At 71.7% G+C, this 15,705-nt stretch carries 8 protein-coding genes; 2 read left to right on the top strand and 6 right to left on the bottom strand.

Features of this window, described 5'->3' with window-relative positions:
- The first annotated feature begins 133 nt into the window (after nt 1-133).
- The gene (locus ACIQ87_RS29050) at nt 134-727 is read left to right on the top strand and encodes a DUF6891 domain-containing protein (RefSeq protein ID WP_402412101.1); all 594 of its coding nucleotides are present in this window, start codon (nt 134-136) and stop codon (nt 725-727) included.
- A 51-nt stretch (nt 728-778) separates the two neighbouring features.
- On the opposite strand, the gene ACIQ87_RS29055 is transcribed toward ACIQ87_RS29050, so the two are convergent.
- The 3 genes from ACIQ87_RS29055 to ACIQ87_RS29065 form a co-directional block, all read right to left on the bottom strand.
- Nucleotides 779-1,216 (bottom strand): hypothetical protein, encoded by a 438-nt coding sequence (locus tag ACIQ87_RS29055; RefSeq protein WP_402412104.1) that lies wholly within the window; start codon nt 1,214-1,216, stop codon nt 779-781.
- Between the two features lie 237 nt (nt 1,217-1,453).
- Entirely contained in the window at nt 1,454-2,278 is an 825-nt protein-coding gene (locus ACIQ87_RS29060) for a hemerythrin domain-containing protein (protein WP_402412107.1), read from the bottom strand.
- Nucleotides 2,279-2,562: 284 nt separating this feature from the next.
- Nucleotides 2,563-3,621, bottom strand: coding sequence for an alpha/beta hydrolase (locus ACIQ87_RS29065; protein WP_402412109.1), 1,059 nt, complete (start codon nt 3,619-3,621; stop codon nt 2,563-2,565).
- Nucleotides 3,622-4,054: 433 nt separating this feature from the next.
- Between ACIQ87_RS29065 and ACIQ87_RS29070 the strand changes: the two genes are divergently transcribed.
- Nucleotides 4,055-4,810 carry an SDR family oxidoreductase gene (locus ACIQ87_RS29070; protein WP_402412112.1) on the top strand — a complete coding sequence of 252 codons (756 nt, stop codon included), beginning with the start codon at nt 4,055-4,057 and terminating at the stop codon, nt 4,808-4,810.
- A gap of 118 nt (nt 4,811-4,928) precedes the next feature.
- On the opposite strand, the gene ACIQ87_RS29075 is transcribed toward ACIQ87_RS29070, so the two are convergent.
- The 3 genes from ACIQ87_RS29075 to pulA form a co-directional block, all read right to left on the bottom strand.
- Nucleotides 4,929-6,665: a carbohydrate-binding module family 20 domain-containing protein gene (locus tag ACIQ87_RS29075; RefSeq protein WP_402412115.1), complete on the bottom strand. Its 1,737-nt coding sequence runs from the start codon at nt 6,663-6,665 to the stop codon at nt 4,929-4,931.
- Nucleotides 6,666-6,936: 271 nt separating this feature from the next.
- On the bottom strand, nt 6,937-9,264 hold the full coding sequence (locus ACIQ87_RS29080) for a M4 family metallopeptidase (RefSeq protein WP_402412118.1): 2,328 nt from the start codon (nt 9,262-9,264) through the stop codon (nt 6,937-6,939).
- Between the two features lie 629 nt (nt 9,265-9,893).
- Nucleotides 9,894-15,413 (bottom strand): pullulanase-type alpha-1,6-glucosidase, encoded by a 5,520-nt coding sequence (gene pulA, locus ACIQ87_RS29085; RefSeq protein ID WP_402412121.1) that lies wholly within the window; start codon nt 15,411-15,413, stop codon nt 9,894-9,896.
- Nucleotides 15,414-15,705 lie beyond the last annotated feature (292 nt).

Here is a 15,705-nt window from a genome sequence, read left to right on the forward strand (position 1 = left end):
TGGGGAACGGGCCCCGGCAGCCGGACAGAACAACCGGAGGACAGCCCAGCAGGGCGTCAGTCAGTGGCAGAGCCACGACCACCGGGGACCGGTTAGCAGTATCAGTGTCAGTGGCGGGTGCGAGGATGCGGACATGACCGAGGAGACGGTTCTCACCCCCGACGTGCTGCGCGACGCCCAGGAGCGGGCCCGCGAGTTGATCCGGTGCGGCTTCCAGGAGCCGGACGAGATAGCCGAGTCCCTGGTCGATGACCTCGACGACCAGGGGCTGACGCAGGAGGAGGCGGAGCGGATCGTCGCTCCGCTGTGGACCGAGCGGCTGGCCGAGCAGGCGGCCTGGCCGGAGACCACCGACGTGGACCGACTGGCGGACGCCTTCGACGCGTTGGAGGACCAGGGCATCGTCGCGGCGATGGACTTCACCTGCTGCGCGGGATGCGGCTACGCGGAGATCGGCGGCGAGGCCGCGGAGGACTCGGTCGGCTTCGTCTTCTTCCACCAGCAGGACACCGAGGCGGCGGCCGCCGGGCGGGGGCTGATGCTGCGTTACGGCGGCTTCCGCGCCGAGGAGGAGAGCACCGCGGCCTCGGAGTGCCGGACGCTGGAGGTCGGGCGGATGGTGGTCGCCGCGCTGGAGGCGGTCGGGCTTCCGGTGGAGTGGGACGGCTCGCCGCACACGGCGATCCGGGTCGCCCCGCTGGAGTGGCTCAACCGCCTGCCGGATTAGGCGCCGGGGAGCGCTTCGCCGGTGTCGGGAGCCTGCGGTCGGGGCCGGGGGTCAGTCCCGCTCGACGTGCAGCTCGGCGTAGCGGTCGGCCTTGTTCGCCTTGCGCAGGGTGATCCTGACGCTGTTGACGGAGGTCTCGGAGTCCATGGCGGCGGTCTTCTTGCGGTCGCCGATGGTCACCTCGGCCGAGTTGTCGGTGATGTGGCCGACGGTCATCTCCATCGGGTTGTCGCCGCCGAAGACCTTGACGGTCTTGGCGCCGTCGGCCTTGTCGGCCTTGATGCCGACGGTGCACTTGTGGTCGTCCAGGCAGAGGGCCACGCCGCCCTCGCAGGCGGTCAGTCCGGCGCCGAGCACCAGGACGGCGCCGGCGGCGAGGAACGCGGGGCCGCGCCGGGAGCGGGCGCGGGACCGAGTCCCGAAGTGGGCCCGGAAGCCTGTCCGGGGGCGGGGGCGGTGCGGGTCGGGGGTGCTGCGCGCTGTGGTCATGCCGTCGACGGTAGGGCGGCGGGCGCGGCCCGCCATCGACCGCCGGCGTGACGCCTTCCCTGGCCCGGCCCGGAGCGTCCGGAGTGTCTGGACCCCGAGGCCGATGGGTCGAATCCCTCAGGGGGCGTGTGGAGTTGAGGTGTCACCTGATTCCCGACGACTGCTCGCATATGCCGGAGGTCTGTGCCGGAGGCTCATGCCACGCGCGTAGATCAACGGCCCGCGAAAGCTCCCGGGTCAGTCGGCGACGCTCCCCAGGCCGACGCTCCCGACGCTCCCGACCCCCGCGACGCCGCCGACCGAACCGTCCGCCGGCGCCCACAGCGGCGAGGTGCAGCGCTGGTAGGTCGCGTGCCAGTGCGGCCAGTTGCGGGCCACGTCGTCGTCACACTCGGCCAGCAGCCGCTCGACCGACGCGGGCTCCACACCCTCCAGCAGCCAGACCAGCGCGTCCGCGACGCCCGGGCCGTCGGCCAGGCGCAGCAGGTCCAGCAGCTCGCCCAGCCCGCCGAGCCGGGAGCCCTCGGCGACCACCCGCTCCATCCGGGGCAGCAGCTGCCGCTCCTCGATCCGCAGGTGGGTCTCCAGCCGGGCCGCCAGGTCCTCCATCGCGTACGCGACCGGCCAGGCGCTGCCGGTGTCCCGGCTGGCTATCCGCACCAGCGTGGTGACCCGGGTGAAGGAGTGGTCGAGGTTGTGGTGGTCGTCCTCCAGCCAGTTGAGCAGCAGTCGCAGCTCGGGCGCGAAGCGGCGCACGATCGGCCAGAGCCGGGTGTCCTGCTGCTCGTGGTGGCAGGTGAGCATCGCGGTGACGAAGTTCCAGTGCCGCAGCAGCGCCTCGCCCTTGTCGTCCTCGTCGGGCTGGAGCAGCCGTAGCGCGTTGGGCAGCCGGGCGAGGTCGCGGCGCAGTGCGGCGTGCACCAGGCGCAGCCCGGCGAACCGCAGGGTGGCCGGTTCGTCGTCCGCGGCCCGTCCGTACGCGTCCACCCCCAGCGGGACGGCTCCGGACTGGCCCTGCGCGGGCACGGTGGGGACGGGCTGGGGCACCAGGTGGATCGGCATGGCACTCTCTTCACGGCTTGGGGCACGGCGGGTGGCGGCGGCCGGTGGAGGACCGCCCCAGCCAAGGTGTCGGCAGTCGATCAGAAGCGAATCAATGTCCGATTGACGCGCAGGTCACGGGCCTGTGGACGAGTCTCGGCCCCGAGCGGAAAACGGCGGAGGACAACGGGAAACAGCGGGAGACGGAGGGGGAAAGCCGCCGGAAAGCAGGACCGCCGGCGCCGGGAGCGCCAACGCGCCCCGGCACCGGCGGCGGCAGGTGCGAACGGGTGGGAGCAGGGGCCTCAGTCGGACTCCGGCGGCGCCAGGTGGGCGGTGAGCCAGACCAGGGTGTCCGGGATCATCTTCTTGAAGTCCGAGGTCAGGTGCTTGCCGCCGGGCTGCTCGTAGTACTCGATCTTCACCGGCGCGGCCGCCTTGGCCACCCAGCTCTTGACCACCTTGGTCTCGTACGGGTTGGCACCGCCCGCGGTGACCAGCATGCTCACCTCGGCCTTGCCCTGGGCGACCAGCACGTCCGGGTTGTTGGCCGCGCGCTCGGCGTCGTGGCCCTTCCACAGCCCCGAGTCCGGGATGAAGTAACCGTCGATCGGCACCGCGGCCTTGTAGACCTGCGGGTACTGGAGGGCGAGCTTGGCGCTGCAGAAGCCGCCGGTGGAGGCGCCCATCACGCCCCAGCCGTCGCGGCCCTTCACGGTGCGGAAGTTGGCGCGGACGAAGTCCGGGATGTCCTCGGCCATCCAGGTGCCCATCTTGGGCTGGCCCGGTATGTCGGAGCAGTCCAGCGCGTTCTTCTCGTCGCCGTTGAAGTTCTGCACCGGCATGACCATGATGAACGGGTGGGACTTGCCCTCCTTGACCAGGCGCTCGTTCTCCTCCTGGATCGGCAGCTGGTTGTCGGTCCAGGTGTTGTAGCCGTTGCTCTGGCCGCCGGCGAACAGGGTGAGCACGGGGAAGCCGGTCTTGGCGAACTTGGGGTCGTTGTACTCGGGCGGCAGCCAGACCCAGACCTGGCCGGTGACGCCGGACTTCGCGCCGGTCACCTTGGTCATCATGATCGGGCCGGCGGAGGTGTCCCGGACCTTGCTGAGCGCGGCGGCGGGCCCGGTGGGCATCAGCACCTTGCCGGCGGCGGTCGGGGTCGCGCTGCCGGTCGTGGCCGGGCCGGTGCCGGCGGCGCTCGGGCTGCCGGCCGAGCTGCTGCCGCCGGCCGGGGTGGCGTTCGCCGCGGCGCCGCCCCCCTTCCCACCGCCGGAACTCCCGCAGGCCGCGAGCGAGGCGGCCAGGGCGAGCACGGCGGCGCCGGACAGGACGGCGCGGGAACGGGACGACTGCCTAAGCACGGTGAGGACTCTCCGACCGATGTCGCGCCCGGTCCGTCTGACCGGGCGGCGGCCCCCCGGTGGGGCCGGACAGACCCGGGGGCACAGCGATGGCACGTCCCCCGGAGTGGTGGCGCGCCGCCCCTCGCGGGGGTGCGCCTTCCTGCGATCTTATGACGTAGGCCGGGGCGGCCCGGTTGCGAGGTCGCCACCGGAAATCCAATGTTTGTTCGCGATCGGGTAAAGACCCTCACCGGTCCCCCCGACCGGCGGGGGCCGGACGGCGGGGGTGGCCACCGCACCCGCGTCGAGCCGTCCGGATTTGGGGGCTTTGCCCGGTGACGGACGGCCCTGCTGTCCGCGAGGATCCACGGGACACGCCCGGCACGGGCCCGGGGGACGCCGGCGAGCGCTCCCCCGGGTCCGACCGGGAACAGCCATCGAGGAGGGTGCCATGAAGGGTGCCGCGAACCCGCGGATCGCCGTCGTCACCGGAGCCGGGAGCGGCGTCGGCCGGGCCGTGGCCGTCGAACTGGCCGCGGCCGGCTGGCGGACGGTGCTGGCCGGCCGGCGGTCCGGGCCGCTGCGGGAGACCGCCGGGCTCTGCGCCGCCCCGGCCGACGTGGTGCCGACCGACGTCACCGACCCGGCCGCGGTGGAGGCGCTGTTCGCCGCGGCCGCCGGGAGCCACGGCCGGGTGGACCTGCTGTTCAACAACGCCGGCGCCTTCGGCCCGGCCGTCCCGGTGGAGGAGCTGGCGGTCGAGGACTGGCGGGCGGTGGTCGACCTCAACCTGACCGGCGCCTTCCTCTGCGCCCGGGCCGCGTTCCGGCAGATGAGGGCGCAGGACCCGCAGGGCGGCCGGATCATCAACAACGGCTCGATCTCCGCGCACGTCCCGCGCCCGCACTCGATCGCCTACACCGCGACCAAGCACGCCGTCACCGGTCTGACCAAGTCGCTGTCGCTGGACGGCCGCCCGTACCGGATCGCCTGCGGTCAGATCGACATCGGCAACGCGGCGACCGACATGACCGCCGCGATGGGCTCGGGCGCGCGGCAGGCGGACGGCCGGATCGCCCCCGAGCCGACCATGGACGTGGCCGACGTGGCGCGCACCGTACGGCACATGGCCGGGCTGCCGCTGGAGGCCAACGTGCAGTTCGCCACCGTGATGGCGACGGCCATGCCGTACATCGGGCGGGGGTGACGGACGGATCCGTCACCCCCGCCCGTCGCCGCCGCCACCCGCCCCGGGAGCGGCGGCGACGAGGGGATCCCCGCCGCAACGGCCGGCGGGGATCCGGGACGACCCGGAGGCCCGGGCCTCACGGCCGCCAGGTGTCGTTCAGCGCGACCGTCCCGCCGGAGGGCACCGTCGCCGTCCGGTTGGCGCCGGACTCCCAGGTCACCGCGCCGCTCGCGTCCTTGCGGACGTACTTGTACTGGAAGGACGTGCCGGCCGGCAGCGACAGCGCCAGCGACCAGACCGGGTAGCCGGCCGAGGAGAGCGGCAGCGCCTTCGCCGGGTCCCAGGCGCCGAGCGCCGCCGCGTCGCCGACCACGTAGATGTTCTGCCCGACCGAGGTGGTCGCGTTGACGTTGAACGAGGCGGCGGAGACGCTCGCGCCCGACTGGACGTACAGCGCGACCGCGTCGCCCGCGCCGACCGTGGCGGTGAACTGCCCGTTGGTGCCCACCTGGTACGTCGGCCCGGTGCAGCCGCCGCCCGCCTGCGGGTCGCCGTGCTGGACGTCGCAGTAGGTGCCGGCCGGCAGCCCGGTCTGGAAGGTCCGGGTGATCGCGCCGCTCTCGTGGTTGATCGCCACGTAGCCCCTGTTGCCGCGGCCGAAGGCGATCGCGTTGTTGCCGTTGGACCACCAGTCGGTCACCCCGGTGCCCGCCACCGCGTTGCGGAAGCCGACCATGTTGGCGACCTGCCGCCAGGCGTGGGTGCAGTTCCAGCCGTCCTGGTAGCAGGCGTTGACGGTGCCGCCGTTCGGCGGGCCGTCGTCCTTGTTGGTGAAGGAGTAGCCGGAGTGGACGTTGGGGGCGCCGTACGGCGAGGCCAGCAGGAAGACGTTGGCCAGCGTGTAGGTGTTGCCGTAGGTGTAGTTGAGGGTGGAGCCGTTGCGCTCGGTGTCCCAGTTGTCGACGAAGCCGCGCGCCTGGCCGCTCGGCAGGTAGCCCCAGGAGGCGCCCCAGCCGCTGAGGTTGGCGAGCTTGTCGGCGGTGAACATCCGCTTGAGGTCCATGCCGACGCGGAACTCGTCCACGTCGCCGGTGCCGGTGTACTCGGTGGGCTGGACCGGCTCGCCGGCGCCGTAGATGACCTCCTGGACCCAGTAGGCCTTGGGGTTGGCCATCCTGGCCTTGATCGCGGCGAGGTCGGCGGCGGCGATGTGCTTGGCGGCGTCGATCCGGTAGCCGTCGACGCCGAGCGAGGCCAGGTCGTCCAGGTAGTGCGCGATGGTGGTCTGGACGTACGTGCTGGCGGTGTCGAGGTCGGAGAGGCCCTCCAGCTCGCAATTCTGGACGTTGCCGCGGTCCTGGTAGTTGGTGATCGGCTGGCGGCAGCTGTGGAAGTCCTGGTTCTGGTACGCGCCCGGGTAGTTGTACTTGGTGTACGCGGTGCCGCCGGTGCCGGTGCCTGAGCCCGCCGACATGTGGTTGACCACCGCGTCGGCGATCACCTTGACGCCGGCCGCGTGGCAGGTGGCGACCATGTTCCTGAAGGACGTGCGGTCGCCGAGCCGCCCGGCGATCCTGTAGCTGACCGGCTGGTAGGAGGTCCACCACTGCGCGCCCTGGATGTGCTCCTGCGGCGGGGAGACCTCGACGAAGCCGTAGCCCTTGGGCCCGAGGGTGGAGGTGCAGGCCTGGGCCACGGAGTCGAAGCGCCACTCGAAGAGGGTGGCGGTGACGTCCTTGCCGTTGTCGGCGGGCGGGGCGGCCTGGGCGGTGGGGGCGCCGAGGGCGGTGCCGAGCGAGAGCGCGAGCGCCGCCGAGGCGGCGAGCGCACCGGCCGCGCGGGCGGGCCGGCGGGCGGGGGCGGTGGTGACCACGTCGTCTCCTGAGGGTGGCTGGGGTGGGGCAGCCGAAGGGGCGAAGTCTGCAGGAATTTTCTGTAACTTGCCGGAAACTTGCAGCGCTGAACCTAGAGGCGCCCGGAGGGGCCGTCAAGACCCCGGTACGACAAGACCCCGGTACGACAACACCCCGGCACGACCGGACCCCGGCACGACCGGACCCCGGCCACGACAAGGGCCCGGCAGCCGTAGCCACCGGGCCCCTCACCTGTCCTGGTTCACCGGCCCGTCAGGAGCCGGTCCGGGCTCAGCCGGTCTGGACGGAGGTGTCGTCGATCACGAAGCTGGTCTGGAGCGAGGCGTCCTCGGTCCCGGCGAACTTCACCGTGACCGTCTGGCCCGCGTAGGACGACAGGTCGAAGGTGCGCTGCTGGTAGCCCGCCGCGGCGTCCACGTTGGAGTAGGTCTTCAGCGTGGTGCCGTTGACCGACACGGTCAGCTTGTCGTACGCGGTGCTGCCCGACTCGGCGGTGTCGATGTGCAGCCAGAAGCTCAGCGTCGCCTTGCAGCCCGCCGGGATGGTCACCGTCTGCGACAGCGAGTCCGAGTGGGTGGAGCCGTAGCCGTTCAGCCACGCCTTCCAGGAGCCGCTGTGGGCCGCCTGGGAGGAGCTGCTGTCGACCACGCCGCTGGACGCCGTCCACGGGGTGGCGGTGCCGCTCTCGAAGCCCTCGTTGCCGAGCAGCTGCGCCGGGGTGCAGCCACCGCCACCGGTCGAGACGGTCCAGGTGAAGCTGGTGCTGCCGGTCTTGCCGGCCGAGTCCTTCGCGGTGACGGTCACGTTGTAGGTGCCCGCGGTGGAGGCGGTACCGGTGATCGCGCCGGAGGAGGAGATCGACAGGCCGGTGGGCAGGCCGGTCGCGGTGTAGGTCAGCGGGGCGGTGCCGCCGGTGGCGCTGATCTGGAGGTTGACCGCGCCGCCCACGGCGGTGGACTGGTTGCCCGGGCTGGTGACGGTCACGCCGCCGGAGGGCGCCGTGCCGACGTTGACGCCCGCCCAGGCGGTGCTGACCGCGGTCAGCTCGGCGCTGCCGGCACCGTACAGGTCGGTGGCCGCCTTCTCCGTCGCGGTGCGCGCCGCGGCGTAGTTGGTGCTGGAGGTCATGTAGGTGGTCAGGGCGCGGTACCAGACGGCCGCCGCCTTGTCCCGGCCGATGCCGGTGACCGTGATGTTGCCCTGGGTCGGCGAGTCGTAGCTGACGCCGTTGATGACCTTCGCGCCACTGCCCTCGGACAGCAGGTAGAAGAAGTGGTTGGCGACGCCGGACGAGTAGTGGACGTCCTTGTTGCCGACGGTGGAGGACCAGTAGTCGGCCGAGGCGCCGTCCTTGGACGGCTTGTCCATGTAGCGCAGCGGGGTGCCGTTCCCGTTGATGTTGATCAACTCACCGATCAGGTAGTCGGGGTTGTCGGTCGGGATGTTGGCGGAGAACTCGACCATGGTGCCGAAGATGTCCGAGGTGGCCTCGTTGAGGCCGCCGGACTCACCGGAGTAGGTCAGGTTGGCGGTGGCCGCGGTGACGCCGTGGCTCATCTCGTGGCCCGCGACGTCCAGCTCGGTGAGCGGCGCGGTGTTGTTGCTGCCGTCGCCGTACGTCATGCAGAAGCAGGAGTCGTCCCAGAACGCGTTCACGTAGTTGTTGCCGTAGTGGACGCGGCTGTAGGCGCCGACACCGTCGTTGCGGATGCCGTTGCGGCCGAAGGTGTTCTTGTAGTAGTCCCAGGTGGCCGCGACGCCGAAGTGGGCGTCGACCGCGGCGGACTCGCCGTTGTTGACGGTGCCGTCGCCCCAGGTGTCGGTGGACTTGCTGTACAGCGTGCCGGTGCCCGAGGTCCCGTGGTTCAGGTTGGTGGTGTACATCCCGCCGCGGGCGGCGTCCTTCATCTGGTACGTCGAACCCGACTGGGTGGTACCGATGGTGACGTTGCCGACGAAGACGCCCTTGCCGGAGCCGGTCTCGATGCCGTCCCACTGCTGGATGACCTGGCCGCTGGTGGCGTCGGTGACGACGTGCATCTTGCTCGGGGTGCCGTCGGACTTGGTGGAGGAGACGACGGTCTCCCAGGCCAGCCGGGGGCTGTTGTCGGCGGCCCAGACCACCAGGCGCGGCGCGGTGTCGACCGCGGCGCCCGACTCGGCGGCGAGCGCGGCGCTCTGCGCGGCCGGCGCGGCCAGCTTCGGCGTGGTGCTGACACCGCTCAGCGAGGCGGTGCTGGCCCGGTCAACGCTCTTGGTCGCACCGGTGGGCGCCTGGTGCACCACCAGGTCCCCACCCAGGACGGGCAGTCCGTTGAGGGTGCGCTCGTACCGCAGGTGGCGGGTGCCGTCCGCGTCCTGGATGACGTCCCGGGTGACCAGCTTCTCCTCGCCGCTCAGGCCCAGGCTCTGGGCGAGGGTGGCGGTCTGCTGGTTCGCGACGGAGATCAGCTGGGCACGGCTGGCCTGCTGGGCCGCGACGGCGGCCGGCGCGTCCGGGGTGGCCGCCTGGGCGATCACCGGGAACCCGGTGACCAGCAGCGCGGTGGAGGCGGCCATGACAACCGCCGCCTTCCGGGCGTGAGCGTAACGGGACATGCGGACTCCTTTTCCGACCGGCGCTGGGTCGCGCACGGTGGAGAGAAAACCTGGGCCGCGGTTGCGGCGCAGTGGGGGCCCCCGCCGGGTGCGACGGGAGTGCGGGATGCGGTGCTCACAACTCGTTGCAGGGTCGGGACGCGCTGCACCTGAACTGGAACAGCTGCACCGGGGGGTGGGGCCCCCTCGTCTACAGCCGGGGGAATCGTGGCAGCAAACGAGCCGTTAATGACAGATGCATGCCACGGATTGGCCGATTCATTACCGAAACCGTATGCAGGACGGTTCGTCAGTTGTGTTACCCCACGACGAACTCGTGAACACGGTTTTCATGCCCCGGACAAAGTTCGATCACTGCCGGAGGTCGATGACCAGCACTCAGGTCCGCTTCCCCCGGCGGCGGGTGGCCGACAGCGTCCGGCAGACCCGGCACGTCACAGTTCCGGCCGTGCCATCAACGGTTTCCGGCCAGAGTGCGTCCGGAACGGAACCACCCCTCCCCCACATGCAGCCGGGCCCCGCACCACCTGAACGGTGGTACGGGGCCCGGGAGTTGTAGAGGTGTACGAACCGGTGTCGGACGGACCCGCGCCGGACGGACCGGTGTCGGACCGACCGGCGTCGGATCGTCAGCGCTGGACGAACACCGCCACGGTGCGGCCCGGCACGGTGAAGGTCCCGGTCGCGGCGTCGAAGCCGGACCGCTGCACCACCCGGTCCGCCCCGCCCGCCTGGACGGGGTGCAGCGCCTGGCCGGTGCCCCGCAGTGCCGGCACGGTCTGCGCCTGCGCCGTGGGCGTGGCGTTGAAGACCACCGTGACGCCCTTCTCCGCCCCCGGCAGCCCGGTGCCGTCCAGGTGCAGGGTGATCACCCCGGGCGTCTCACCGGCGGTGCCGGAGAGCGGGTAGGAGAGCCTCTGCTGGACGGCGGCCAGGGTCGGCAGCGAGAACAGCGGCGAGGACTGCTTGATCCGCAGGAACTCCTGGTACTGCGCGGAGGTCGCCCGGATGTCGGCCGCGCCGACGGGCAGCTTCGGGTCGGCCAGCAGGGATCGGGCCGCCGCCCACTGCTCCTGGTTGTCCTTCGCCGTCGGCAGGCCGCGGCCCCAGCCGTTGCCGTCGGCGGGGTCCCAGTGGATCGCGTTGAACCAGTCCCCCGAGTCGTAGGAGTTGGAGTCGAGCGACTTGGAGCGCAGCAGGTCGCTGCCGGCCTGGGCGAAGCCCGCGCCCTGGGTGAGCGCGGTCAGCGAGAGCCCGAGCGCCTGCATCCGGGCCCGGTCGGCGGGCGCGGTGCCGGTCGGCAGCTTGTACGCGAGCGCGTCGAAGAGGTCGGTGTTGTCGTGGGCGTCCACGTACTCCACCGCCTCGCCGGGCTTGGCCGCGTACCCGGTCGGGGCGCCGTTGTAGTCGACCTGGGCGCCGGTGACGGGTTTGCCCGAGCTGTCGGTGAAGGAGTAGCCGGCCAGGTTCCCGGTCAGCCCGACCTTCAGCTGGTCCATCTGGTGCAGCAGCCGGGCCTTCTGCTCCTCCGGGCTGCCGTTCGCGGCCGAGCCGTTCGGGTCGGTGTACAGGCCCGAGGCGAAGCCCTGCTGCTGGGCGGAGTTCAGCATGAAGTTGCCGCCGCGGGCGGCGTCCCGGATCCGGTCGTCGAAGGTGGCGATGCCGGTGCCGGCCATGTTGACCTGGGTGGCCTGCACGAACCGGGCGTCGTTGGCGACCACGCCGAAGTTCCAGCCCTCGCCGTAGAGGAGGACGTTCCGGCCGTCCACGCCGTCCGAGTCCGGCGTCATCTTCCGCAGCGCGGCCTGCACGTCCAGCATGGTGGACTTCGGGTCCAGGCCCATCAGGTCGAAGCGGAAGCCGTCCACCTTGTACTCGCGGGCCCACAGCGTCACCGAGTCGACCACCAGCCGGTTCATCATGGCGTGCTCGGGCGCGGTGTCGGAGCAGCAACTGTCCGTCGTCACCTTGCCGTTGGCGTCCAGCCGCTGGTAGTAGCCGGGCACCACCCGGTCCAGCACCGAGTGCTCGGCCCGGCCGCTGGCGGCGGTGTGGTTGTAGACCACGTCGAGCACCACCCGCAGCCCGGCCGCGTGCATCGCCTGCACCATCTGCCGGAACTGCACCGTACGGGCCGTACCGTTGGGGTCGGTCGCGTAGGAGCCCTCCGGCACGTTGTAGTGCAGCGGGTCGTAGCCCCAGTTGTACGCGTCGTCGGCGGCCACGGCCGCCACGCACTCCTGCTGCTTCGGGCCGTCCGCCGGAAGGGACCTGAGGTCGCAGGCGGGCAGCTTCTGGTCGGCCCGGTTCTCCCGGATGGTGGCGATGTCGAAGGTCGGCAGCAGGTGCACCGTGGTCACCCCGGCCTTGGCGAGCTCCCGGAGGTGCCGCATCCCGGCCGAGTCCGACTCGGTGAACGCCAGGTAGGTGCCGCGCTCGGCGGCCGGGACGGTGGAGTCCTCGACCGAGAAGTCCCGGACGTGCAGCTCCTGGATCTGCTGCCGCGCGAGCGGGACGGCCTGCGGGCGGGCGTGGTCGTCCCAGCCCTTCGGCTTGAGCTCCCTGGCGTCGAGGTCGGCGACCAGGCTGCGCTTCGAGTCGGTGGACAGCGCCACCGAGTACGGGTCGGTGACGGTGTCGACGACGACCTGCTGCACCGAGGGTGCCCAGACCTTCACCTGGTACAGGTAGTACTTGCCGTCCAACTCGCGCTTGTCGCGGACGACTTCCCACACCCCGGTCTCGTCGTCCCGCTTCAGTGGCAGCGTCTTCGGGGTGCCCCCGGTGGCGCTGTCGTAGACCTGGACGGAGACCTCCTGCGCGGTCGGCGCCCACAGCGACAGCGCCACCTTGCCGTTGTAGTGGGCCGGCCCGAAGTCGACCTTGCCGGTCCTCCCGGCGTACAGGTCGTCCAGCACGCCCGGGATCTGCACGCCGGTGGCGGCCGACACCGCGCCGCTGGGCAGGTGTTCGGTGAACAGCAGCTGGGCGCGCAGCGCGGCCGGGACGCGGGCGGCGTCCCTCGGGTCCACGGTGAAGGCCCGGTAGCCCGCCAGGTGCGGGTACTTCGCCTTCTGCGCGTCGGTCAGCCCGCCCTTGACCGGGGTGAGCCGCAGCCACGTGCCGGGCTTGGTCAGCGTGCCCCGGTCGGCCCGGATACCGCCCTCGGGGTCGTACACCAGCTGGGCGCTGGTGCCGCCGGCCAGGGCGTCGTCGCCCGAGCCGTAGTTCGCCGGGACGACGACGGTCCGCGCGTCGATCCACTGGGCCTTGGCGGCGGTGAGGTCGATCTGCGAGGAGGCGGCCGGGTTCTGCGGCAGCAGGTAGCCCTCGCGGCCGCCGAGGATCCAGACCTCCTTGCCGTTGACGGCGAAGTCCAGTGACTGGTCGGCGGGCAGGTCCTTGTCGTTGCCCTTGTGCAGGATGTAGCTGAGGCTGGTCGCCCCTGGGGCCAGCGGCACCTCGAAGACGGCGCCGAAGGCGTCGCGGCGCGCCGGCGCCAGCGGCTTGCCCCAGTCGGTCGGGGTGGCGGCGCCGGTCCAGTCGTGCAGGCCCCAGCCGTCGTAGTCGCCGTCGGCCCGGTTGTAGTGGATGACGGCGGTGTTCGCGGGCTGGCTGTTCGGCGGCCCGGGGTCGGCGGTGCGCACGGCCGGGTCGCCCTGCCGGAGCCACACCTCGCCGGTGCCGCCGACGTCGAGGTGCCGGTCGGCGTCGACGTCCTTGACGCCGTCCTTCTCCACGATGAACCCGACGTCCGAGGCGCCGGGCTTCAGCCGCACGTACGCGAAGGCGCCGTACGCGTCCCGCCCGGTGAAGGCGTGCCCGGCCGGCCACTGGGTGGCCTCGCCGTCGGCGAGGTCGCCCCAGGCGTAGAGGTTCCAGCCGTCGTAGTCGCCGTCCGGCCGGTTGTAGTGGACGACGGCGTACGGGCGGGAGCCGGCGGTGGGCACCGGCTTGGGCGCGGGCGCGCCGGTGGTGAAGCTCGCGGTGGCGGAACGCAGGTGGCCGCTTGAGTCCTGCACGACGGCCTTGTAGCGCACCACCGTGCCGGGCGCGACGGCGCCGAGGTCCTGCGTCACCGCGTACTTGCCGGTGTCGGCGGTGCCCAGGGTCTGCCAGGGCCCGTTGCCGATCTGGGCGGCGAAGCCGACCCGGTTGAAGCCCTTGTCCGTCGTGGCGCCGACGGTGACCAGCCCGGCCGAGCCGTCGGCCGGCGGCTGAACCGAGAGCTGCGGCGCCGAACCGACGGCCGCGAGCTTCCCGCCCGCCTTGAACACCACGGAGGAGAGCGCCGGCACGGTGACCGTCACCTTGCGGTCGGCGCCGCTGGTGATCCGCTCCCCCGCGGACGGGTGGATCCGGTCGAAGCCCATCCCCGCCGAGAAGGTGTCCAGGGTGACGGTCTTCGCCTCGGCGGCGTTGTTGACCGCCACCAGGTACTCGACCTGCTGCCCGGCGTCGATCCGGGAGAAGGCGTACACGCCCGCTCCGTCGGCGGCGTACCGCTCGATCTGGGCGCCGTCGGCCAGCGCCGGGTTGTCCCGGCGCAGCTTGGCCAGCCCGGCGACGCCCCGGTAGAGCTCGCCGCCCTGCCCGTACCGGTCGGCCGGGCCGGCGGGGCCGCCGAGCACCCGGTCGGCGTTGTAGGAGTCGGTCCGCGAGGCGAACATGTCCTGCCGGGCGTCCTTGTCGCCGCCCGCGCCGGTGAAGCCCTGCTCGTCGCCGTAGTAGACGACCGGCTGGCCGCGGGTGAGGAACTGCAGCTCGGTGCCGAGCCGGTCCTTCTTCAGCAGGGTCGCCTCGTCGGCGCCCGGGTTGTCGGCGAGCAGGAAGGAGCCGAAGCGGCCCATGTCGTGGTTGCCGAGGAAGGTCGGCAGCTCGTACGCGTCGGTGTCGGCGCTGGTGTAGCGGTAGTCCTGGGCGTAGACGTCGGCGAGGTTGCGCGCCGAGCCGCCCTGCGAGACGTAGGAGCGGGCCGCGCCCTGGAACGGGAAGTCCAGGGTGGCCTGGAGCCTGCCCTTGGTGACGTACGGCGAGGTGACCGCCGGGTCCCCGGAGTAGACCTCGCCGAACATGAAGAACTTCTTGTTGCCCTGCTTGGCGGCGAAGTCCTTGAGCGCGGGGGCCCACTGCTGCCAGAACGCCATGTTGACGTGCTTGACGGTGTCGATCCGGAAGCCGTCCACGCCGGCGTCCTTGACCCACTGCTGGTAGACCTTCTCGAAGCCCTTCACCACCTTGGGGTTCTGGGTGTCGAGGTCGTCCAGGCCGCTGAAGTCGCCCTCGGTGGCGGACTCGCCGACGAAGGTGGAGTCACCCCGGTTGTGGTAGAGCGCCGGGTCGTTGAGCCAGGACGGGGTCTTGGCCGTGGCGTCCGCCGGGGTGCGGAAGACCGGGGTGTAGGGGAAGGAGTCCCTGGTGGTCTTCGGCCAGGGCGAGCCGGCGTCGGCGACGGCGGTCTCGTCCACCGGGTTCCCGTCCGCGTCGAGCGTCGGGTAGGCGCCCGCGGAGCGGTAGCCGTACTGCTTCTCGGCGTAGTCGATGACGTCGGCGGTGTGGTTGGTGATGACGTCGAAGAAGACCTTGATGCCGCGGGCGTGCGCCTTGGCGATCAGCTCCTTGAGCTGCTCGTTGGTGCCGAAGTGCGGGTCGACCTGGGTGAAGTCGGTGATCCAGTAGCCGTGGTACCCGGCCGAGGCGTCGGCCCCGGTGCCCTGCACCGGCTTGTTCTTGAAGATCGGGGCCATCCAGATCGCGGTGGTGCCGAGGTCCTGGACGTAGTCGAGCCGCTGGATCAGCCCGGCCAGGTCGCCGCCGTGGTAGAAGCCCTTGTCGGCGGGGTCGAAGCCGTTCTCCAGCCGCCCTCCGGTGATGCCTCCGGTGTCGTTGGCGGCGTCGCCGTTGGCGAAGCGGTCGGGCAGGACGAAGTAGAACTGCTCGCGGCTGAGGTCGTGCCGCCCGGCGGTGGCCGCCAGCGCGGCGTCCGAGGGCGGGGCCGGCGGGGCGGCGGCGAGGGCCGCGGGGGCACTGCCGAGGGTGGCGGCGGTCAGTGCGGCGGCCAGCAGGACGGCCGTGCGGCCGGGCGGTCTGCGACGGCCGGTGGTTCGTCGGGCAGTGCTCCGTCGGGGGCGGAGCGGGGCATCGGCCACTGAGGGCTCCCTTAGGGGAAGGGGCGATCGATTTCCCAGGAAGCTAGCGGCCTGCAATATGTTTCAGCAAGATGCAGAAACCGTTTCGTAGTGGGAAGTTCCAGGTGGGCGACCGTCCCCGACCACCCCGATTACTCCCCTGGAGCGACGGGCGTGACAATGGGACGTATGTCCGTCCCACCGGTATGCACCCAACCCCCGAACACCCCCTACCCCGGTGGGAGCCGGCCCGTAGCCCTCAAGGGGGACAGCCGGTGAAGAATCCACTTCCAGAGGATGAGCAGACGGCTAC

The organism is Kitasatospora sp. NPDC096204, assembly GCF_044763205.1.
In the GTDB taxonomy this organism is placed as follows: Bacteria; Actinomycetota; Actinomycetes; order Streptomycetales; family Streptomycetaceae; genus Kitasatospora.

Excerpts from the sequence above, each read along its gene's own strand:
- ACIQ87_RS29070 (WP_402412112.1), top strand. The coding sequence starts at position 4,055 with ATGAAGGGTGCCGCGAACCCGCGGATCGCCGTCGTCACCGGAGCCGGG.
- ACIQ87_RS29055 (WP_402412104.1), bottom strand. The coding sequence starts at position 1,216 with ATGACCACAGCGCGCAGCACCCCCGACCCGCACCGCCCCCGCCCCCGG.
- ACIQ87_RS29050 (WP_402412101.1), top strand. The coding sequence starts at position 134 with ATGACCGAGGAGACGGTTCTCACCCCCGACGTGCTGCGCGACGCCCAG.
- ACIQ87_RS29080 (WP_402412118.1), bottom strand. The coding sequence starts at position 9,264 with ATGTCCCGTTACGCTCACGCCCGGAAGGCGGCGGTTGTCATGGCCGCC.
- ACIQ87_RS29060 (WP_402412107.1), bottom strand. The coding sequence starts at position 2,278 with ATGCCGATCCACCTGGTGCCCCAGCCCGTCCCCACCGTGCCCGCGCAG.